Source organism: Kribbella sp. NBC_00889, assembly GCF_045207705.1.
Taxonomy (GTDB): Bacteria; Actinomycetota; Actinomycetes; order Propionibacteriales; family Kribbellaceae; genus Kribbella.
In genome coordinates, this window is sequence record NZ_CP108783.1 from 3,911,727 (window position 1) to 3,929,915 (window position 18,189).

General features: G+C 68.5%; 23 protein-coding genes. 6 read left to right on the forward strand and 17 right to left on the reverse strand.

Annotated elements, in window-relative coordinates:
- The 10 genes from OG817_RS19060 to OG817_RS19105 form a co-directional block, all read right to left on the reverse strand.
- Entirely contained in the window at positions 1-1,311 is a 1,311-nt protein-coding gene (locus tag OG817_RS19060) for a M14 family zinc carboxypeptidase (protein WP_406056422.1), read from the reverse strand.
- Between the two features lie 90 nt (positions 1,312-1,401).
- Positions 1,402-2,226 carry a GNAT family N-acetyltransferase gene (locus OG817_RS19065; RefSeq protein WP_406056424.1) on the reverse strand — a complete coding sequence of 275 codons (825 nt, stop codon included), beginning with the start codon at positions 2,224-2,226 and terminating at the stop codon, positions 1,402-1,404.
- Between the two features lie 69 nt (positions 2,227-2,295).
- Positions 2,296-3,552 carry an MFS transporter gene (locus tag OG817_RS19070; protein WP_406056426.1) on the reverse strand — a complete coding sequence of 419 codons (1,257 nt, stop codon included), beginning with the start codon at positions 3,550-3,552 and terminating at the stop codon, positions 2,296-2,298.
- Positions 3,553-3,570: 18 nt separating this feature from the next.
- A complete protein-coding gene (locus OG817_RS19075) occupies positions 3,571-4,053 on the reverse strand; it encodes a GNAT family N-acetyltransferase (RefSeq protein WP_406056428.1) in 483 nt (160 codons plus the stop codon).
- Entirely contained in the window at positions 4,050-4,697 is a 648-nt protein-coding gene (locus tag OG817_RS19080) for a VOC family protein (RefSeq protein WP_406056430.1), read from the reverse strand. The genes OG817_RS19075 and OG817_RS19080 overlap by 4 nt, the downstream gene beginning before the upstream one ends.
- Positions 4,694-4,858 carry a CopG family transcriptional regulator gene (locus OG817_RS19085; protein ID WP_360455119.1) on the reverse strand — a complete coding sequence of 55 codons (165 nt, stop codon included), beginning with the start codon at positions 4,856-4,858 and terminating at the stop codon, positions 4,694-4,696. The genes OG817_RS19080 and OG817_RS19085 overlap by 4 nt, the downstream gene beginning before the upstream one ends.
- Before the next feature lie 175 nt (positions 4,859-5,033).
- Entirely contained in the window at positions 5,034-5,369 is a 336-nt protein-coding gene (gene trxA / locus OG817_RS19090; protein ID WP_406056433.1) for a thioredoxin, read from the reverse strand.
- Positions 5,366-5,734, reverse strand: a complete 369-nt coding sequence (locus OG817_RS19095; RefSeq protein WP_360455124.1) for a MerR family transcriptional regulator — start codon at positions 5,732-5,734, stop codon at positions 5,366-5,368. Before OG817_RS19095 ends, trxA begins: the two co-directional genes overlap by 4 nt.
- An 81-nt stretch (positions 5,735-5,815) precedes the next feature.
- Positions 5,816-7,426, reverse strand: a complete 1,611-nt coding sequence (locus OG817_RS19100) for a thiamine pyrophosphate-binding protein (RefSeq protein WP_406056435.1) — start codon at positions 7,424-7,426, stop codon at positions 5,816-5,818.
- Positions 7,423-8,208: a cyclase family protein gene (locus OG817_RS19105; protein WP_406056437.1), complete on the reverse strand. Its 786-nt coding sequence runs from the start codon at positions 8,206-8,208 to the stop codon at positions 7,423-7,425. Before OG817_RS19105 ends, OG817_RS19100 begins: the two co-directional genes overlap by 4 nt.
- Positions 8,209-8,314: 106 nt before the next feature.
- Between OG817_RS19105 and OG817_RS19110 the strand changes: the two genes are divergently transcribed.
- The gene (locus OG817_RS19110; RefSeq protein WP_406056439.1) at positions 8,315-8,821 is read left to right on the forward strand and encodes an NUDIX domain-containing protein; all 507 of its coding nucleotides are present in this window, start codon (positions 8,315-8,317) and stop codon (positions 8,819-8,821) included.
- On the opposite strand, the gene OG817_RS19115 is transcribed toward OG817_RS19110, so the two are convergent.
- Genes OG817_RS19115 through OG817_RS19140 form a run of 6 tightly spaced genes read right to left on the reverse strand, consistent with a single transcriptional unit; the run spans position 8,802 to position 14,195 of the window.
- A complete protein-coding gene (locus OG817_RS19115; protein ID WP_406056441.1) occupies positions 8,802-9,350 on the reverse strand; it encodes a nucleosidase in 549 nt (182 codons plus the stop codon). The two genes, OG817_RS19110 and OG817_RS19115, sit on opposite strands and share 20 nt — an antisense overlap.
- Entirely contained in the window at positions 9,343-9,558 is a 216-nt protein-coding gene (locus tag OG817_RS19120; protein WP_406056443.1) for a hypothetical protein, read from the reverse strand. The genes OG817_RS19115 and OG817_RS19120 overlap by 8 nt, the downstream gene beginning before the upstream one ends.
- Positions 9,559-9,599: 41 nt before the next feature.
- On the reverse strand, positions 9,600-10,751 hold the full coding sequence (gene ispG / locus OG817_RS19125; RefSeq protein ID WP_396389659.1) for a flavodoxin-dependent (E)-4-hydroxy-3-methylbut-2-enyl-diphosphate synthase: 1,152 nt from the start codon (positions 10,749-10,751) through the stop codon (positions 9,600-9,602).
- Between the two features lie 24 nt (positions 10,752-10,775).
- Positions 10,776-12,086 (reverse strand): M50 family metallopeptidase, encoded by a 1,311-nt coding sequence (locus OG817_RS19130; protein WP_406056445.1) that lies wholly within the window; start codon positions 12,084-12,086, stop codon positions 10,776-10,778.
- Complete coding sequence (gene dxr, locus OG817_RS19135; RefSeq protein ID WP_406056447.1) at positions 12,083-13,294, reverse strand: 1-deoxy-D-xylulose-5-phosphate reductoisomerase; 1,212 nt, start codon at positions 13,292-13,294, stop codon at positions 12,083-12,085. Before dxr ends, OG817_RS19130 begins: the two co-directional genes overlap by 4 nt.
- 46 nt (positions 13,295-13,340) lie before the next feature.
- Complete coding sequence (locus tag OG817_RS19140) at positions 13,341-14,195, reverse strand: FHA domain-containing protein (protein ID WP_406056449.1); 855 nt, start codon at positions 14,193-14,195, stop codon at positions 13,341-13,343.
- A 122-nt stretch (positions 14,196-14,317) separates the two neighbouring features.
- Here OG817_RS19140 and OG817_RS19145 point away from each other — a divergent pair, with 122 nt between their 5' ends.
- The 5 genes from OG817_RS19145 (at position 14,318) to OG817_RS19165 (ending at position 17,708) form a co-directional block, all read left to right on the forward strand.
- The gene (locus OG817_RS19145) at positions 14,318-15,007 is read left to right on the forward strand and encodes a type 1 glutamine amidotransferase (RefSeq protein ID WP_406056451.1); all 690 of its coding nucleotides are present in this window, start codon (positions 14,318-14,320) and stop codon (positions 15,005-15,007) included.
- Between the two features lie 38 nt (positions 15,008-15,045).
- Entirely contained in the window at positions 15,046-15,621 is a 576-nt protein-coding gene (locus tag OG817_RS19150) for a DUF1707 domain-containing protein (RefSeq protein ID WP_406056453.1), read from the forward strand.
- Positions 15,618-16,103, forward strand: a complete 486-nt coding sequence (locus OG817_RS19155) for an NUDIX domain-containing protein (RefSeq protein WP_406056455.1) — start codon at positions 15,618-15,620, stop codon at positions 16,101-16,103. The genes OG817_RS19150 and OG817_RS19155 overlap by 4 nt, the downstream gene beginning before the upstream one ends.
- Positions 16,104-16,157: 54 nt before the next feature.
- Entirely contained in the window at positions 16,158-17,321 is a 1,164-nt protein-coding gene (locus OG817_RS19160; protein WP_406056457.1) for an acyl-CoA dehydrogenase family protein, read from the forward strand.
- 84 nt (positions 17,322-17,405) lie between these two features.
- On the forward strand, positions 17,406-17,708 hold the full coding sequence (locus OG817_RS19165) for a DUF6458 family protein (protein WP_406056459.1): 303 nt from the start codon (positions 17,406-17,408) through the stop codon (positions 17,706-17,708).
- Here the strand turns inward: OG817_RS19165 and OG817_RS19170 are convergent.
- Complete coding sequence (locus OG817_RS19170) at positions 17,687-18,178, reverse strand: GNAT family N-acetyltransferase (RefSeq protein ID WP_396389649.1); 492 nt, start codon at positions 18,176-18,178, stop codon at positions 17,687-17,689. The two genes, OG817_RS19165 and OG817_RS19170, sit on opposite strands and share 22 nt — an antisense overlap.
- Between the last annotated feature and the right edge of the window lie 11 nt (positions 18,179-18,189).

The window sequence follows — 18,189 nt, forward strand, 5'->3', positions numbered from 1 at the left end:
CTACCCGACGGTAATCGGCAGGTCGCCGTACGGCGTCGCAGCAGCCTGGGCGGCGTACAGCAACGCGGGTTTCAGCGTCGGCCAGAACATCGACGCCATGCACGAGTACGCCGGCAGGAATCCACCGCACGACCCGCCGTCCGGCCCGATCTCGAACGTGTACGACGGTACGCCGCGGGTGCCGTACAACCAGTCGTCCGTCGCCCCCGGCGCGAAGTACCCGACCCCGCCGTCGCCGGTCGACACCGGATAGCCGGTGAGCGCACCCAGCTTCTTGCCCAGAGCAACCAAAGCCGCCTTGTTCGGCGCATCGTTGTTGGTGTAGCCCCACGGCGCCAGGATGTCGTTGCCGAAACTGTGCAGGGTGAGGAAGACACCCGTCGTACTCGCGGCGGCCGGGTCGTCGATGTCGCCCTTGGTGTCGGCGAAGAGCTTGTCCAGCAGACCCTGGATCGCCATCGTCTCCGGCTCCGACAGCGCCTTGGCACCTGGATACGTCTCGTCGCACGGCCCACCCTCGTTGACGTTCCACTGGAACGACGAGTTGCGGTTCAGGTCGACGCCGGCATCCGACGCGGGGCAGCCGCCGGCGCTGTCGTCGACGTTCTTGCGCTGCAGGACCGGCCGGTCCGGGTTCGACGCGACCACGTCGACGCCGTCCGGATTCGCCATCGGCACGACCCACAGCTCACGGGTGTCCATCAACTCGGTGATCTCGGGATCACTGCCGTACGACGAGACCAGTAGGTCGATCCACTGGTACGCGGTCTCGCCGGTGACCAGTTCGCGTGCGTGGATCTGCGTGTGCAGCACGAACTTCGGCTTCTTTCCGGTGCTGTCGAGTGCGCAATCGCCTGCGGCCAACTTCGTGATGCACAGGGCCTGGATGTCGTGCCCGCCCTGTCCCTGCGTCTTCAGCCACCAGTCGCCGATGTCGTACAGCTTCACCAGGTCCGGGTGCGCCGCGGCGACGGCAGCGTTGTGCTGCTCGTGTCCGGCGGCCGTGTGGTACCCGCCGTAGTACGTCGCTCCCCCGGGCTCAGACCGCGGTACCGGGTGATACACGTCCCCGGTCTTCCCCAGTACGACGCCTCGTGCGCGCAGGTGCTCGGCCTCGACCGGGGTCGCGACCACCGTCGGCCGGGTGCCGTGCGTGACGTCGTACCCGTCCTTGATCAGGTCGGCGACCGACCGGCCGGCAGGCAGGCGCATCGAGTAGTACGAGAGATCCGGTGGAGCGGCGGCAGAGACGCTGGTCAATGAGACCAGGACCAGGGCAAAGCTGCACAGGGCAACGACAAGCCTTCGCATGCTGTGGGATTCCTTCCGCGGGGCGGGGCGGCGTAGAGACTCAGCCAACCCCACCCGCGGTCACTGCACTATCACGGAGAGCACGCAGTATCAGAACAAGATCGTCGCGAACGTCTCGATCGTCCGGAAGCCGACCCGCTCGTACGCGGCCCGGGCCGGCGCGTTGAACGCGTTGACGTACAGCGTCACCACCGGCGCGATCTGTCGCGCCAGCTCGACCACCGCCGCCATCCCCGGCGCGGCCAGTCCGCGGCCGCGGAACTCCGGATCGACCCACACCCCCTGGATCTGGCACACCCCGGTCCCGACCGATCCGACCTCCGCCTTGAACACGACCCGGCCGTCCTCGATCCGCGCGAACGCACGCCCGGCCCGGATCAGCTCGGCCACCCGGGACCGGTAGAACGTCCCGTCCGGCCCGGTCTGGGGCGGTACGCCGACCTCCTCGGTGTACATGGCCACGCAGGCCGGGTAGAGGATCGGCAGCTCGACCGGTTCGACCGCGCGGACCAGCGGATCCGGCGCGATCAGCGGCGGATCCTCGATGACCATGAACGGCTGGTTTTCGCGCACCTCGCGGGCTGGTCCCCAGTGCGGCTCGAGCGCTGTCCACAGCTGCTCGACCGCGCGGGCCGGTCCGAGGATCTGGAAGCAGTTCCGGCCGCGACGCAACGCGTACGCCGCGAACGCGCGCAGGGCCGCGTCGTCCGCGCCCACCGGCACCATGTTGCCGCCCGCATGGCACAGTGCCTCGAGGCCGCCCTTCTCGACGTACCCCCAGACCTCGGCACCCCGCCGCGGATCGAGTCCGGACCCCTGCACCAGGCTGTCGACGAACACGTTGACCACCGGGTCGCGGGCGATCACGGCGCGCGCCGCCGCGAGGTCACGAGGACCGAGAACCCGTACGCCCACGCGCAGAACCTAGCGGATGATCCCCGGATCAGCATGCAACGGGGCGTCGGCGGGCCTGGCTGGACCGGTTCAGGCCACCACTGCTTCATGCCCGGCCGCGATCCGGCGCAATGGCGACGTCCAGGCCACGGCCACCGCGACGAAGAGGAAGCATCCCATCACCACCATGCCGGTCCGGATGCCGTAGTGGTTGCCGAGCACACCGCCGACCACCGATCCGAACGTCCAGCCCACACCCCACGACAGCATCCGGGCGGCCGTGTTCACCCGGCCGAGCAAGTGCTCCGGCGTCACCTGCTGACGGTAGGAGATGGTGTTCACGATGACCAGCACGTACGCCGATCCCCACACGAGCAGCGCGATCGCGGCCGACTCCCAGCCCGGTGCCAGCGGCGTGATGATCCCGAGGATCGCCGAGACCGGCAGTGCGTAGAGCGTGATCGCGGCCGGCGACATCCGCTTCAGCAGCCGAGGCAGTCCGACGGCTGCGATCAGTCCGCCGATCCCCCATGTCCCCCACACGAGTCCGAAGCGGAGTCCCGACGTACCGACGTGCAGAACTCGGTCGCACCACACCACCATCAGTGCCATGAACCCCCCGCCGGCGAAGGACTGCAGGCTGCCGACGATCGTCATCGTCCGCACTCCGGCGTGCCCGACCAGGTAGCGCAACCCTTCGGCGATGTCGGCGAGGACCACCCGCGTCCGCAGCGGCTGCCGTCCGTCCCGCTGCTCGGACATCGCCCGCATGATCCCGCGGACCGCGAGAGCCGATCCGACGAAGCTCAGTGCGTCGAGGGTGAGCAGGCTCGCCGGATTCAGCACCGCCAGCGAGAGGCCGGCCAGCGGTGGGACGAACAACTCGATCAGGCTGGACGCCGTCCAGACGACCGAGTTCGCCTGCGCTACCCGGGCCCGGCCGACCAGCACCGGCAGGGCACCGAAGTTCGCGCCGTCGAAGAACGTGTAGACGCTCTGCACCAGGAACGCGACCACCAGCACGTGCGCCACGGTCAGCATGTCGAGCAGATGCGCGACCGGGACCGAGCCGACCAGCATCGCGTTCACCAGGTCGGAGTTCACCATCACCCGGCGCCGGTTCCACCGGTCGGCGAGCGCGCCGGCGAACAGACCCGTCAGCAGGTACGGCGCTGCTTCGAGCGCGGACACCAGTGCGGTGAGGACGGTCGAACCGCTCAACCGGTAGACCAGCACCGGCAACGCGATCGCGGTGACCATCGACCCCGTGACGGACAGGGCACGGGCGAGCCAGTACCGCCGGAAGTCCGGATCGTCCCGGAGCCGGTCGGGCATCGTGGTCGTCATGCGGGGCACTCTGCAACTTCAAGCCGTCTGGAGGTCAAGGCTCATCCACATCAGTTCGACGCCGAGATCGCGGTCCGGGGTCTTCTGTGCCTCGCCGAACCCGTTGGCCCGGTAGAAGCCGATCGCCTGCTCGTTGCCGACCAGGACGTCCAGCAGGAGTTCCGTCGTACCCTCCGGCAAGGCCCTGACCGCCGAGTCGAGGAGCGCCTTGCCGACGCCGTTGCGCTGGTGGTCCGGCAGGACGTAGAGCTTCCACATCACCCAGAAGTCGCCCTCACGGCCGAGGCCGACGATCCCGACCAACTGCTCATCTTCGGCCGCGACCAGGGTGATGCCGTTGCGGATGCCGCGCTCGACCGCCTCCGGCGACCACCACTGCGCGAGTCCGTCGGTGATGAACTCGTCCGACACCAGACCGCCGTACGCGACCGGCCAGGTCGTCAGCCCGATCCGCCGGATCGCCTCGACGTCACCGACCTCGGCCCGGCGGACCGTGATCATCCGTGCACCACCATCGGCTGCCCGTCCGGATCCACGACCTCGAGCGTGTCGCCTGCCCGGGTCGCCCGATAGCCGGCGTCCGTCAGTCGCTGCAGGACCGCGGCCAGGTCCTCGCTCGTCGACAGATCCATCCGCACGCCCTCCTTCTCCCCTGGACCGAAGTACACGTGCTGTCGCGCCCCGAGGAGATCCAGGATCCGCGTCCAGGCCGCCTGGTCCCTGCCGGCCAGGTACGGCGTGACGCTCCAGCGCTCGTCCGGCGGGGTCTCGTTGAGCCGGTAGCCGTACAGGTCCTCGCTGCGCTCGTCGACCCACAACTTCGTCCCGTTCGGGGCGATCGCCGACAGCACCCGCCCGTACGCCTCGTCCCAGATCGACACTTCGGCGTACCCGGTACCGTCCAGCGTCGCCTTCAGGGCGTCGACGTCCTCGGCCTCGAAGACCAGGTCCGTCTGCCCCGGCCGGCCACCGGTCGAACTGGTAGCGGCGTCGTGCAGCGCGATCATCCCGTGCCCCGCGAGCATCACCGCCCACCCTCCCCGCTCGGACTCGATCCGGGCCGTCAGTCCGACAGTCTCCAGGAACGCCCGCATCGCGTCCACGTCGTTCGTGAACCGCAGCGGCCGGATCACCACGCCAGTCATCCCCGCGCCTCCCCATGCTTGTCCAGGTACTCCGTCAGCGCCTGCTCCACCAGCGCGGACAGGCTTGCCGCCTCGTCGATCGCCTTGTGCTTCACCCGGCGGACCAACTCGGGCGGCAGGTACACGTTGAACTGCACCTTCTTGCCGCCGTCATCACTCATGGCTATATTGCTAGCATCCTAGACAGCTACCAGTCAACAGACGAGTCCGACGATGAAAGCCGGCAGGTGGTGCATAGATGGCTGGCTGGGTGCTGGCTGGCGGGTTACCTGCTGACTGGCGGGTTGTTGCGGGTCAGTGATGAAACAACCCGCTACCGGACGGAGGTGCCAATCTCTACACCGCGGCCAGGAGGGCGTCGTCGAGTTCTTTGTTGAGTTTGGCTCGGGGGCGCGCGCCGACGACGGACCAGATGACCTCGCCGCGGTGGAACAGCATCAGCGTGGGCAACGCCATGACGCGGTAGCGGGCGGAGATCTCCGGGCTCTCGTCGGAGTTCAGCTTCACCACGGTGAGTTCGTCCGCGCGTTCGGCGGCGACCTGCGCCAGCAGCGGCGCGATCTGGTGGCAGGGCGGGCACCACTGCGCCCAGAAGTCCACCAGCACCGGCTTGTCCGAGCGCAGCACCACGTCGTCGAAGGTCCCCTCGTCGACCGCTTGCAGGTCAGTCATAGTTGCTTCATCCTCCAGTTCTCGGCATCGGACAGGAGGTCGGTGAGCCGGGCCCGCAGGTCGGTGAGTTCGGTGATCCGCTGGTCCACTTCGGCGATCCGGGCCCGGTACGCCGTCAGCGACGCCGGGCAGACGTCCGCCCGCTCGTTGCCGGCCCGCAGGCACTCGATGAACGGATACGTCTGCTCCGCGGTCAGCCCGAGGCTCAGCAACGCCTTCACCTCGCGCACCACAACCACGTCGTCCGGCTCGTACGTCCGGTACCCATTGGCCTCGCGCCGGGGTTTGAGCAGTCCCTGCGACTCGTAGTACCGCACCGCCTTGACCGTCACTCCGGCCTCGGCCGCCAGATCGCTGATCCGCATCCCGCCTCCTTCACTCCGACGCTAAACCTTGCCCCTGGGGTCAAGGTCAAGCCAGAATAACCCGGATGCTGTTCGCCAGTGTCAGTGGCCGCGGAACGCCTCCTCCAGCCACCACGACAGATGGTCCGCGACGACCTTCGCGTCCACGAGCATCGGTGCGGACCGTGGTCCGTTCAGCCAGCCCCCGACTGCGGCGAGGTCTTTGGCGGTGCGTACGGTCACCGCCTCGAAGCCGTACCCGCGTCCGATTGCAGCGATGTCGGTCGGCGGGAACGTCACCGTGTCCAACGGGTGCCCGCCGGGACCGAAGTGGTGCACCTCGGCGCCGTACGCGTCGTCGTTGTACACGACCACCAGCATCGGCAGGCCAAGTCGTCGTACGGTGTCGAGCTCTGCGGCGCTCATCAGCGCACCGCCGTCACCGAGCACGGCGACGGGCAGGCGGTCCGGCTGCGCCAGCGCGGCACCGATCGCGGTGGCAAGCCCCAGCCCGACCGACTGGAACGCCTGGGTGAAGCAGAGGCCGTTCTCGTCCGGCACCGAAAGACACACGCTCGGGTAGCCCATGAAGTTGCCGGAGTCGACGGCGATCACCCGTTCGGCCGGGAGGAGGTCGTCAAGCACGAGGCTCAACGTTCGTGGGTCGATCCGGTCCCCCGTGCTCTCGTCGTCGAACGCCACGTCGCGCCAGCGCACGCTCCCGAGCTCCGCCGTGCGATAGCCCACCCGCTGCTCGCCGAACGCGTCGAGCACCATCGTGGCGGTGAGCCCGACGTCGCCGGTGACGCCGAGCTGGATCTCGCGGTGGACGCCCAGCGCGGTCGCATCGTCATCGACCTGCACGACGGTCGTGTCAGGTCCGATGAGCGCACCGTGCCGCGTCGTCCACATGTTCAGCGCGCAGCCCCAGCCCACGATGAGGTCGGCCGCGCGGATGAGCTCAGCGGTCCGTGGCGACGCGAAGCCTCCGGAGATCCCGAGCGACCATGGGTTGCCCTGGAACAGACCGTGCGCGACGGCTGAGGTAGCGAGGAGCGCGCCGGATCGTTCCGCCAGGGATTCAAGGACTTGTCGATAGCCGCGGGACCCGCGGCCCGCGACGAACACCGGTCGCTCCGCATGACGCAGCAGGTCGGTCAACTTGGTGACCTCGGCTGCGTCCGGCACCACCGGGTCCTTTGAAGGCGGTGGCGCGACCGCCGGTGCCGCAGTCTCCAACGCCTGCACGGAGAGCGGAACGTTCAGGAGCACCGTACGGCGTTCGCGTACCGCCGTCGCGACCGCACCTAGCGCCTCCGCCACCGCGGTCTCCGCCGAGGTGATCCGCACCGGCACCGCACCCACCGAACGGGCGAGCGCCTCCTGGTCGACGTAGAAGTTCGACCGCGGCTCGGTGACCTCCGCCGCCACGACGACCATCGGCGTCCGGCTCTTCGCCGCTTCGGCGATCCCGGTCATCGCGTTCGTCAGGCCGCAGCCCTGATGGACCGAGAGCGCGGCGACCGACCCGCTCATCCGTGCGTACGCGTCTGCCATCGTGGCCGCGCCGCCCTCGTGCCGCGCGGCGACGAACCGCGCGCCGCCGGCCACCATCGCGTTCGTGAGGTGGAAGTTGCCCGACCCGATCACGCCGAACACCTGGCGGACGCCCGCGGCCGCCAACGCCCGACCGATGGCATCCGCGACGTTCATCCGCGTTCGACCAGCGCGAGCACGCGGGCCGGAGCTCCGGAGCCGCTGACGATCGGCAACGGGCCGGCGATGACGACGGCGCCGGTCGGCGGCAGCTTGGCGAGGTTCTGCAGCTGCGTCAACCCGTACTTGTCGCTGCCCATCAGGTTTGCGTGACACGGGAACGGCGGGTCGAACGAGTGCGCCTGCCCGGCGTCGGTGCCGACGGTCTCGACACCGAGGCCGAGTACCGGCGACTCCTGCGCCACCCATCGCGCGCACTCCGGCGACAGGCCCGGCGTGTGCGGCCCGTTCCCGTCGGCGTTGAGGAACGCCTCCTGCGAGTGTGACCGCGTATCCCACCCCGTGCGCACGAACAACCAGCCGCCTGCGGGCAGAGGCACGTTCTCCGCCTGCCAGGCCTTGAGGTGGTCGACCTCGACGAGGAAGTCGGGGTTCTTCTCGACCTCGGCGCTGAAGTCGAGCACGACCGCCGGCGCGATCAGCTTGCGAGCCGGGACCGACGCCACGTCGGCGAGGTCCTTGCCCGTGACCCAGTGGTTCGGCGCGTCGAAGTGGGTGCCGGTGTGCTCGCCGCTGGTGAAGTTGTTCCAGTACCACGCCGGCCCGCGGTCGTCGTATCTGCTGATCTCCTCGAGCGCGAACGGCGCCGTCTGCCCGAACTCCGGCGGCAGCTGGATGACCGGCGTCGACGCGGACAGCGGCGACGTCAGGTCCACCACCTCGACCGACCCATCGGCGAGTGCTGCGACGAGTACCGACAAGGGCGACGAGCCGGTCATGTGGACCTCCAGAACAGTGGCGTACGAGACCCCCCGACGCTAGGGCGACGACCGTCACCGCGTCCAGGATTTCGCCCAGCCTCATGGGTCAGGCAGCATTGGCGGCATGCTGCTGGCGGCCTTTCGTTCGCCCGAACTCTCGCCTGGCGGACGGCTGGTCGAGCGGACCGCGGTCCGAGGTGTGCTCTTCCGCGGGCGGGAGTTGCTACTCCTCGCCTCGCGCCACGGCGACTACAAGTTCCCCGGCGGCGGGATGGATCCGGGTGAGTCGTTCGCGGACGCCCTGCAGCGGGAGTTCCACGAGGAGTGCGGGTACGTCGATGTTGCGGTCGGCACCGAACTCGGCACCACCAGGGAGGAGGTGCCGGCGATCGAGGCGGCGTACGACGTCTTCGGGATGACGTCGCACTACTTCTCATGCACGGGTGGGTCGGCTCGTGATGGGCAGCAGTTGGAGGGGTACGAGGCGGAGTTGGAGCTCACGCCGCAGTGGGTCACGGTGGATTTCGCGCTCGCGGCCAACCGGGCTGTGCTGGCGAGTGGAGTCGGCGTGATGCGGTGGCTGGTGCGGGAGATCGCCGTACTGGAGTGGCTCAGCGCACGTAGTCGCTGACCCACTCCCCTAGGACCTTCGCGCTGGCATCCACGAGCGCCGGCCAGTCGAGCGCCGCCTCGTCGGCCGAGTCCGAGACATGCTTCACGACCCGCACCGGTACGCCGTACTCGCGGCAGGCGTAGACGACGCCGTACGCCTCCATGTCGACCAAATGGGCCCGCTCCGCGAGCCGCGCCCGTACGACGGGATCCGTCACGAACACGTCCCCCGACGCCAGCACTGTCCCGTCCCCACCCTCGACGTGCAACGCGTCCTGCGGATCCAGTCCGATCGCCCGGATCGCCTCCGCATTCACATCGTGATTGATCACCGTGCTCGGCAAGTACAACCCCGACAGCCCGTCCCTCAAGGCTCCCGTCGTACCCACATTGAGCACCACCAACTCCGACGTATCCCGCTCCGCCAGCATCCGCGCAGTAGCCACCGCCGCCGCAGTCTTCCCCACCCCAGTCACCACCACCGAGATCCCTGGCGGCACATACCGGGCTTCCCCAGCAACAGCACTGACAACCACAAACTCAGTCACCAGCGAATCCCTCGGCCTCGCGGGCCTTCGAACGGCGTGCATCTTCCACCAATCGGCCCAGATCGCGGCCACCGCCGTACCGCCAGCCATCGGCCGAACCGGCGAAGTCCCAGTCCACCGCTTCGAACACGGCGACGAACTGCTGCGCCCGCCGGCGGCGTTCCAACTCGTCCGCGCGGTCAATGCTGCCCCGGTCGGCATGCGTCATCTAGGAGCTCCGAGGGTGCGGCGTCTTACGGCCTGTGCGAGTCAGCCTGCCGTGACGGTGGGGGTGCCGGGGTCTGCGGTCTCGCCCATCTCCTCGGCGATGCGCATGGCTTCCTCGATCAGGGTCTCGACGATGGCCGCTTCGGGGACGGTCTTGATGACCTCGCCCTTGACGAAGATCTGGCCCTTGCCGTTGCCGGAGGCGACGCCGAGGTCGGCCTCGCGGGCCTCGCCGGGGCCGTTGACGACGCAGCCCATGACCGCGACACGGAGCGGGACCTCCATCCCCTCCAGACCGGCGGTGACCTGCTCGGCCAGGGTGTAGACGTCCACCTGGGCGCGGCCGCAGGACGGGCAGGAGACGATCTCGAGCTTGCGCTCGCGTAGGTTCAGCGATTGCAGGATCTGCAGGCCGACCTTGACCTCCTCGACCGGCGGCGCGGACAGCGACACCCGGATCGTGTCGCCGATGCCCTTCGACAGCAGCGCGCCGAACGCCACCGACGACTTGATGGTGCCCTGGAACGCCGGCCCGGCCTCGGTCACGCCGAGATGCAGCGGCCAGTCACCCTGCTCGGCCAGCAGTTCGTACGCGCGGACCATCACGACCGGGTCGTTGTGCTTCACGGAGATCTTGAAGTCGTGGAAGTCGTGCTCCTCGAACAGCGAGGCCTCCCAGACGGCCGACTCGGCCAGCGCCTCCGGCGTCGCCTTGCCGTACTTCTGCAGCAGCCGCGGATCCAGCGAGCCGGCGTTCACACCGATCCGCAGTGACGTCCCGTGGTCCTTCGCGGCCTGCGCGATCTCCTTCACCTGGTCGTCGAACTTGCGGATGTTGCCCGGGTTCACCCGGACCGCCGCACATCCCGCCTCGATCGCGGCGAAGACGTAGCTCGGCTGGAAGTGGATGTCGGCGATGACCGGGATCTGCGAGTGCTGGGCGATCTCCGCCAGCGCGTCGGCGTCCTCCTGCCGCGGGCAGGCGACCCGGACGATGTCGCAGCCGGCCGCGGTCAGCTCCGCGATCTGCTGCAGCGTCGTGTTGACCTCGTGCGTCTTCGTGGTCGTCATCGACTGCACCGAGACCGGCGCGTCCCCACCGACCAGCACTTTGCCCACCTTGATCTGGCGGGTCTTGCGGCGCGGGGCCAGGGTCGGTGGCGGCAGCGCGGGCATGCCCAGGTTGATGCTCATGTGTCCTTAACCGTTGGGTGAGGGTCAGCCGTTGAAGAGACGGATCGGGTTGACGATGTCGGCGATGACGAGCAGGACGCCCATCACCACGATCACACTGGCCGCGACGTACGCGATCGGGAGCAGCTTGGCCACGTCGACGTACCCGGGGTCGGGCCGGCCGAACAGCTTGGCGAAGCCGCGCCGGATGCCCTCCCAGATCGCGCCGATCATGTGTCCGCCGTCCAGCGGCAGCAGCGGGATGAAGTTGAACAAGGCAAGGAACAGGTTCAGCGAGGCGAGCAGCGAGATCAGGAACGCGATCCGCGAGCCGGCCGTCAGCGACTGGTTGGACGCGATCTCGCCGGCCACCCGGCTGGCGCCGACGACGCTCATCGGGCTGTTCTCGTCGCGCTCGCCGCCACCGATCGCCTTGGCCACGCCGACCAGCTTCTGCGGGAAGTTCCCGATCGCCTTCACTGTCGCCACGGTCAGCTCGCCCATCTTGCTGACCACGAACCCGAAGTCCTGCCGCTCGGTCTTCATCTCCGGCGAGACGCCGAGGAACCCGACCGAGACGATCTTGTCCGAGCCCGCCTCGTCAGGGACCTGGTTGACGATCGTGTGGGTCTGCAGCGTGGTCTGCTGACCGTTGCGCACGACAACGATGGTGGCGGGCTTGTCGGTGTTCGCCCGGATCAGCGGGGTCAGCTGGTCCCAGCTGGAGATCGCGGTGCCGTTGAACGCGACGATCTTGTCGCCGACCTGGAACCCGGCCTCCTTGGCCGGCGACACCTTGTCGGTGTCGACGCACTTGCGGTCGGTCGATGCCTGCGAGGCCGGGATCACACAGTCCGTGACCGTGGCCACGGTCGTCTGCGCGACGTTGGCGCCGTACAGCATGAACAGGCCGCCGAACAGCACGAACGCGATCACCACGTTGACCAGCGGCCCGGACGCCATCACGATCAGCTTCTTCCACCACACCTTCTGGTAGAACAGCCGGCCGTTGTCCTCGGGCGCGATCGTCTCGTAGTCCGCGGTACGGGCGTTCTCGACCATCGACTGGATCGGGCCGGTGTTGGCCTTGCGCACCTTGGTCGGGTCGTCGCCCTTGGCGGGCGGCATCATGCCGATGATCCGGACGAACCCGCCGGCCGGGATCAGCTTCAGTCCGTACTCGGTCTCGCCGCGCTTGGTGGACCACACGGTCCGGCCGAAGCCGACGAAGAACTGCGACACCTTCATCCCGAAGGCCTTGGCGGGCAGCATGTGGCCCATTTCGTGCAGTGCGACCGAGATCAGGATGCCGGCCGCGAACAGCACGATGCCGAGGAGAGTGAGAAGCGCGGTCATGCCTTGGTGGTCTCCTGTACGCCGGTGAGTTCACGGGCCCGGGCGCGGGCCCAGCCGTCCGCGGCCAGTACGTCGTCGATGGACAATTCCTCATACGAGGGTACGTCGTGTTCGGTCACTACCCGGGCCACGGTGTCGACGATCGCCAGGAACGGCAGCCGGCCGTCCCGGAACGCCTGGACACAGACCTCGTTCGCCGCGTTCAGCACGGCCGGGGCGGTGCCGCCGCGGGTCCCCGCCTCCCGGGCCAGCTGGACCGCCGGGAAGGCCTCGTCGTCGAGCGGCTCGAACTCCCAACTGCTCGCCGTGGTCCAGTCACAGGCCGGCGCCACGTCCGGAATCCGGTCGGGCCAGCCGAGCGCGAGCGCGATCGGCAACCGCATGTCGGGCGGCGACGCCTGGACCATGGTCGCGCCGTCCACGAACTCCACCATCGAGTGCACGATCGACTGCGGGTGCACGACCACCTCGATCCGGCTCATCGGCAGCCCGTACAGCAGGTGCGCCTCGATCACTTCGAGGCCCTTGTTCACGAGATTGGCCGAGTTGATCGTGATCACCGGACCCATGTCCCAGGTCGGGTGGTTCATCGCCTGCTCCGGGGTGACGTCGGCCATCTCGGCCCGCGACCGGCCCCGGAACGGACCGCCGCTCGCCGTCACCACCAGACGGCGTACCTCGTCGGCAGTTCCGCCGCGCAGGCACTGCGCGATAGCGCTGTGCTCGGAGTCGACCGGCACGATCTGCCCGGGCTTGACCCGGCGGGTGACCAGCGGACCGCCGATCACCAGTGACTCCTTGTTGGCCAGTGCGAGCGTCGTCCCCGCGTCGAGCGCCGTGAGCGTCGGCTGCAGTCCGACCGAGCCAGTGATGCCGTTGAGGACCACGTCACACGGCATCGCCGCGAGCTCGCTGGACGCGTCCGGGCCGGTGATGATCTTCGGGATCCGGAACTCACCCTGCGCGTACCCCTGGCGCTGTGCCTCGGCGTAGAACGCGAGCTGCAGGTCCTGGGCGACCGTCGCCTTCGCCACCGCGACCACTTCAACGCCGAACTCCAGCGCCTGCGCGGCGAGCAGACCGACGTTGCTCCCGCCCGCCGAGAGCGCGAGCACCCGGAATCGCTCGCGGTTGCGCCCGATCAACTCGAGCGCCTGGGTCCCCACAGAGCCGGTAGAGCCGAGGATGACAACGGATCGCGGATTCACGCAGCCATTGTCCCAGGTGAACACACAAGGTGACGAGGTGGTGGTTCTAGGAGAGGTACAGGAGGAGGGGGAAGTCGCCGAGGCGGATTTCGTCGCCGTCGCCCACGTGGATGCTGCGGACCGGTACGCCGTTGACGGTCGTGCCGTTGGTCGAGCCTAGGTCGCGGAGTTCGAAGGTGACCTGGTCGATCCGGAGCAGCTCGGCGTGGTGCCGGCTCACCTGCGGGTGGTCCAGGATCAGGTCGCAGTCCGGCGACCGGCCGATCAGCACCAGGTCGAGGATCGGCATCGCGTCCCCGTCCGGACCCACCAGCACCGGCTGCCGTGGAGCCGCCAGCGCCGCCTCGATCTCCGCCATGCCCTCGGTGTGAATCGCCAGCGACAGGAGCAGGTCGTCACCACTCGCCAGGTGCAGGTTGTGCTGAGCGCCGTACCCGAGCAGCAGGTCCTCGGACTCGTCGATGACGACAGCGGACACGTGGTAGTACCCCGGAGGCAGCCGCGCGTACGTCGCACCGCCGAGCGACGTGGTCAACACCACAGCGTCGAACTCCGGGTGACTGACATCGGTGATGGTGACGAGCACCGGATCGTTCGCCGTGAGGTGTGCCTGCGCACCACCGTCGCCCGGAGTGAACTCGACAGTCAGTTGCGGCGCCGGCTCGTACTGCTCCAACCCCGCCAACCGGTCCACCGCCGGCACTGTGCCGGCCGGGATGAACAACGGCTCGTACTGGCCGTGCGCTCTGATCAGCACGTCCAACTGCGGCTGGACGGACCGGTCGCCCCCGGACGCACGTGCCTTGCCGCGCGCCTCGAGGAACGCAGCCACCATGCCTTTGCCGAAGGTGAAGTTCACGTCTCCCACCACGGCCCTCACGAACCCACTGATCGGCTCCATCCGCACACCCCCAGCAACTCAGTATCGCGGAACCACCACTCCGGTACGGCGGTGTCCGGTGTGCCGCCGGTGGCATATCTTTGGCGCTTGTGTCCCCTGCCGCCACTCACCATACGAAGACAGTGCTGATCATCGAGAACGATCCGGGCAGTGGTCCGGGCCGGTTGCTCGACTGGCTCGAGGGTCGGGGGTTCTCACCCGTCGTCGTCCGTGCCTGGGACGGCGAGCCGATGCCCGCAGGCATCGACGGCCATGCCGCGCTGATCCTGCTCGGCGGCGGAATGCTGCCCGACGCCGACGATGCCAAGCCGTGGCTGAAGGCCGAGCGGGAGTTGCTGCGGACCACCACCGAGCACGACCGCGCGCCGGTCCTCGGCATCTGCCTGGGCGCTCAGCTGATCGCGCACACCTTCGGCGGTGAGGTCCGCGGCAAGTACGGACTGCCCGAGAAGGGCGTCACCGAACTGAAGCTGTTGCCCGGCGCCGAGGACGACCCGCTGCTCACCGGTCTGCCGTCGACCGTCCGTGCGATCGAGAGCCACCAGGATCAGATCACCCGGCTCCCGGCCGACGCCGTTGCGCTGATGTCCAGCGAGCGCTGCCCCCACCAGATGCTCCGCATCGGCCGCAGCTGGGGAGTGCAGTTCCACCCGGAGGTCGCCGCCGAGCGAGTACGGCGCTGGAACCCGGAAACCCTGCGCTCGTGGGGATTCGTGCCCGACGAGGTCGTCGCCGGCGCCGAGCGGCACGCGGCCGAGCTGGACCAGACCTGGTCGACGGTCTTCGGCCGGTTCCTGGATCTTGCCGACTGACGTCCGGAGGGACCGGTAGCGGCGCTACCTTTGGGGGCATGAGTCTGGAGCAGCCGCCGCCCGGGCAACGGGCGTCCGACAACGATCGTGAGCGCGCCGCCGCCGTTGTCCAGGAAGCACACACGGACGGGCGGCTGGACTTCCAGGAGCTGGACGAGCGGCTGACCCAGGTCTACTCGGCCAAGACCCAAGTGGAGTTGCGCAATGCGACGGCCGATCTCGTGCCGGTCGCGCACGGCAGCGCCGCCGAGCTCACGCTCCGGGCGAAGCACAGCGCGCAGAAGCGTGAGGGCGCCTGGACCGTGCCGGAGCGGATGACGGCAATCGCGGAGCACTCGTCGGTGAAGCTCGACTTCACCGACGCGGTGGTGCACTGGTCCGTGATCCACGTCGATGCGCACGCCAAGCACAGCTCGGTCGTGATGGTGATCCCGGCGGGCTGGAGCGTCGACATCGACCAGGTCGACATGGTCCACAGCAGTGCGAAGAACAAGGCCGGTCCACCGAGGTCCGGCGGCGTACGCCTGCACGTGACCGGCCAGGCCCGCCACGGCAGCATCGTGATCCGCCACCCCCGCAAACGCCACTGGTGGTGGCCCTGGTACCGGAAGTGACGGCTGTCCCGTTCGAGCAGTCGTACGCCGGCATCCTGCGCAAGCACGTCGGCGATCAGCGGATCATCACACCAGGCCCGCGTGCCGTGATCGTCGACGACACGGGCGACATACTGCTGGTCCGCCGCAGCGACGACGACACCTGGGTGATGCCGGCCGGAGGGCTCGAGCTGGGCGAGTCGATCTGGGATGCGCTCGTCCGCGAGGTGTCGGAAGAGACCGGACTGATCGTGGAGTCGGCGACACCGATCGCGCTGTACACGGGTCCGCAGTACTGGTTTACCAACGCCTACGGCGGGCAGCACCAGATGTTCACGGTCGTGTTCCGGGTCGACCGCTGGAGCGGGACGCTGACCACCGACACCGACGAGACGCGGGACGCGCGGTTCTTTCCACGGTCCGGGCTGCCACCACTGCGATCCGTCTACCGGGAGACCCTGGCGGATCTCGACGCGTTCGACGGCACCTTGATCGTCAAGTGAGCGTGTGGCTTTCCACACCACCGCGGCGCGGCGGCGACAGGTTAGCGTTCGGGTATGACCGTTTCGCTGGATCTCGTGGATGTCGACTCGTTGCTGACCGAGGAGGAGGTCGACGTCCGGGCGACGGCTCGGCGGTTCGCGGACGAGCGGTTGCGGCCGGCGTTGCCGGAGTGGTTCGAGACGGCGAGCATCCCGGCGCGGGAGCTGGCGAAGGAGCTGGGGGCTCTCGGGTTCCTCGGGATGCATCTAACCGGCTACGGGTGCGCCGGGGTCGGGCCTGTCGCCTATGGACTCGCCTGCCTGGAGATCGAGGCGGCGGACTCCGGGATGCGGTCGCTGGTGTCGGTGCAGGGGTCGCTGGCGATGTACGCGATCTGGAAGTACGGCAGTGACGAGCAGAAGGATGAATGGCTCCCCCGGATGTCCGCGGGCGAGGCCATCGGCTGCTTCGGCCTGACCGAGCCCGATTTCGGCTCCAACCCGGCCGGCATGCGCACGAACGCCCGCCGCGACGGAGACGACTGGGTGCTGAACGGTTCGAAGATGTGGATCACCAACGGCTCCGTTGCCGATGTCGCGGTCGTGTGGGCCCGGACCGACGACGGCGTACGCGGCTTCGTCGTACCGACCACGACGCCTGGCTTCTCCGCACCGGAGATCAAGCAGAAGATGTCGCTGCGGGCATCGGTCACGTCGGAACTGGTGCTGGAAGACGTACGGCTTCCGGCGTCCGCGATGCTGCCCGAGGCACGCGGCCTGTCCGGGCCGCTCGGCTGCTTGAACGAGGCCCGCTTCGGCATCATCTTCGGCGCGATGGGCGCGGCCCGCGACTGCCTGGAGACGGCGATCGCGTACGCCGGTGAGCGGATCGTGTTCGACAAGCCGCTGGCGGCGTACCAGCTGACCCAGGCGAAGCTCGCCGACATGGCGGTCGAGCTGAACAAGGGCATCCTGCTCGCCGTCCATCTCGGCCGGCTCAAGGAGAAGGGTACACTGCGCCCGGAGCAGGTCAGCGTCGGCAAGCTCAACAACGTCCGCGAGGCGATCGCGATCGCCCGCGAGTGCCGCACGATCCTGGCCGCGAACGGCATCAGCGGCGAGTACCCGATCATGCGGCACGCCAACAACCTCGAGTCCGTCCTCACCTACGAGGGCACCTCGGAGGTCCACCAGCTCGTCATCGGCCAGGCGCTGACCGGGCACGCCGCCTTCCGCTGACGCATGGTCGAGGGGCTGATCGGGTACCAGGAGTGAGATCAGCTACTCAACGTGACCACTTCGCGAGGTCAGGAAGGAGCCCGTATGAGGATCGGGGCCGGAATCGCGCTCATCGCGGCGGGAGCCATCATCGCGTTCGCCGTGCGGGACACGTCCGACACTCTGAACCTCACCGCCCTGGGGATCATCATCATGCTCGGTGGCGCCGCCGGAATCTGGCTGTCGTACCGGCTGGCCAACCGGCGCCGGGGGCATGATGACGTCGTGGTGATCGACCCGGACGTCGAGAAGCAGTACAACACCGCCCCGCCCGACCAGGTCGCCGACCATCCCATCGACGTCACGCCGACCCACCTGCGCGAGGATCACAAAGACTTGAGGAAGTAGTCACACTCGTCCGCGTGGGTGCGAACCACCGTGCCGTCGGCAGCCTGCTCGGTCCATTCATCGACGACAGGCGGGCCTGACCACGGCCGATAGTCCAGGCGCTCGTACAGCCTGCGGGCCTTGGGGTTGTCGGCGCCGACGGCCAGGCCGATGGCGGGTTTGTTCCACTCCCCCGCGATCGCCTCGGCGACGCGGATGATCGCCGTACCGATGCCTTGGTTGTGGACGACGGCGCTGAGGGCGTTGATCTCGGCCGGATCGCCGTCGGCGCGGACTTCGGCGTACTTCGACTCCCTGAGCAACATCGTCTGGCCGACGATCTCGCCGTCGCGGTGGGCCAGCAGGAACAGACCGTCACCGCCTTCCTGGATGTCCCAGCGGGCGCGGAGGTGATGCTGCGCTGCCGGATACTCGGCGACGCCTGCGATCAACTGTTCGACATCGGCGGGGGTCGCGGGTCTGATGTCCATTCGCAGACTTT

Bases quoted from the DNA above. Each gene is read 5' to 3' on its own strand.
- OG817_RS19060 (WP_406056422.1), bottom strand. From the start codon at position 1,311: ATGCGAAGGCTTGTCGTTGCCCTGTGCAGCTTTGCCCTGGTCCTGGTC.
- OG817_RS19070 (WP_406056426.1), bottom strand. From the start codon at position 3,552: ATGACGACCACGATGCCCGACCGGCTCCGGGACGATCCGGACTTCCGG.
- OG817_RS19075 (WP_406056428.1), bottom strand. From the start codon at position 4,053: ATGATCACGGTCCGCCGGGCCGAGGTCGGTGACGTCGAGGCGATCCGG.
- OG817_RS19080 (WP_406056430.1), bottom strand. From the start codon at position 4,697: ATGACTGGCGTGGTGATCCGGCCGCTGCGGTTCACGAACGACGTGGAC.
- OG817_RS19085 (WP_360455119.1), bottom strand. From the start codon at position 4,858: ATGAGTGATGACGGCGGCAAGAAGGTGCAGTTCAACGTGTACCTGCCG.
- trxA (WP_406056433.1), bottom strand. From the start codon at position 5,369: ATGACTGACCTGCAAGCGGTCGACGAGGGGACCTTCGACGACGTGGTG.
- OG817_RS19095 (WP_360455124.1), bottom strand. From the start codon at position 5,734: ATGCGGATCAGCGATCTGGCGGCCGAGGCCGGAGTGACGGTCAAGGCG.
- OG817_RS19100 (WP_406056435.1), bottom strand. From the start codon at position 7,426: ATGAACGTCGCGGATGCCATCGGTCGGGCGTTGGCGGCCGCGGGCGTC.
- OG817_RS19105 (WP_406056437.1), bottom strand. From the start codon at position 8,208: ATGACCGGCTCGTCGCCCTTGTCGGTACTCGTCGCAGCACTCGCCGAT.
- OG817_RS19110 (WP_406056439.1), top strand. From the start codon at position 8,315: ATGCTGCTGGCGGCCTTTCGTTCGCCCGAACTCTCGCCTGGCGGACGG.
- OG817_RS19120 (WP_406056443.1), bottom strand. From the start codon at position 9,558: ATGACGCATGCCGACCGGGGCAGCATTGACCGCGCGGACGAGTTGGAA.
- ispG (WP_396389659.1), bottom strand. From the start codon at position 10,751: ATGAGCATCAACCTGGGCATGCCCGCGCTGCCGCCACCGACCCTGGCC.
- OG817_RS19130 (WP_406056445.1), bottom strand. From the start codon at position 12,086: ATGACCGCGCTTCTCACTCTCCTCGGCATCGTGCTGTTCGCGGCCGGC.
- OG817_RS19140 (WP_406056449.1), bottom strand. From the start codon at position 14,195: ATGGAGCCGATCAGTGGGTTCGTGAGGGCCGTGGTGGGAGACGTGAAC.
- OG817_RS19150 (WP_406056453.1), top strand. From the start codon at position 15,046: ATGAGTCTGGAGCAGCCGCCGCCCGGGCAACGGGCGTCCGACAACGAT.
- OG817_RS19160 (WP_406056457.1), top strand. From the start codon at position 16,158: ATGACCGTTTCGCTGGATCTCGTGGATGTCGACTCGTTGCTGACCGAG.
- OG817_RS19165 (WP_406056459.1), top strand. From the start codon at position 17,406: ATGAGGATCGGGGCCGGAATCGCGCTCATCGCGGCGGGAGCCATCATC.
- OG817_RS19170 (WP_396389649.1), bottom strand. From the start codon at position 18,178: ATGGACATCAGACCCGCGACCCCCGCCGATGTCGAACAGTTGATCGCA.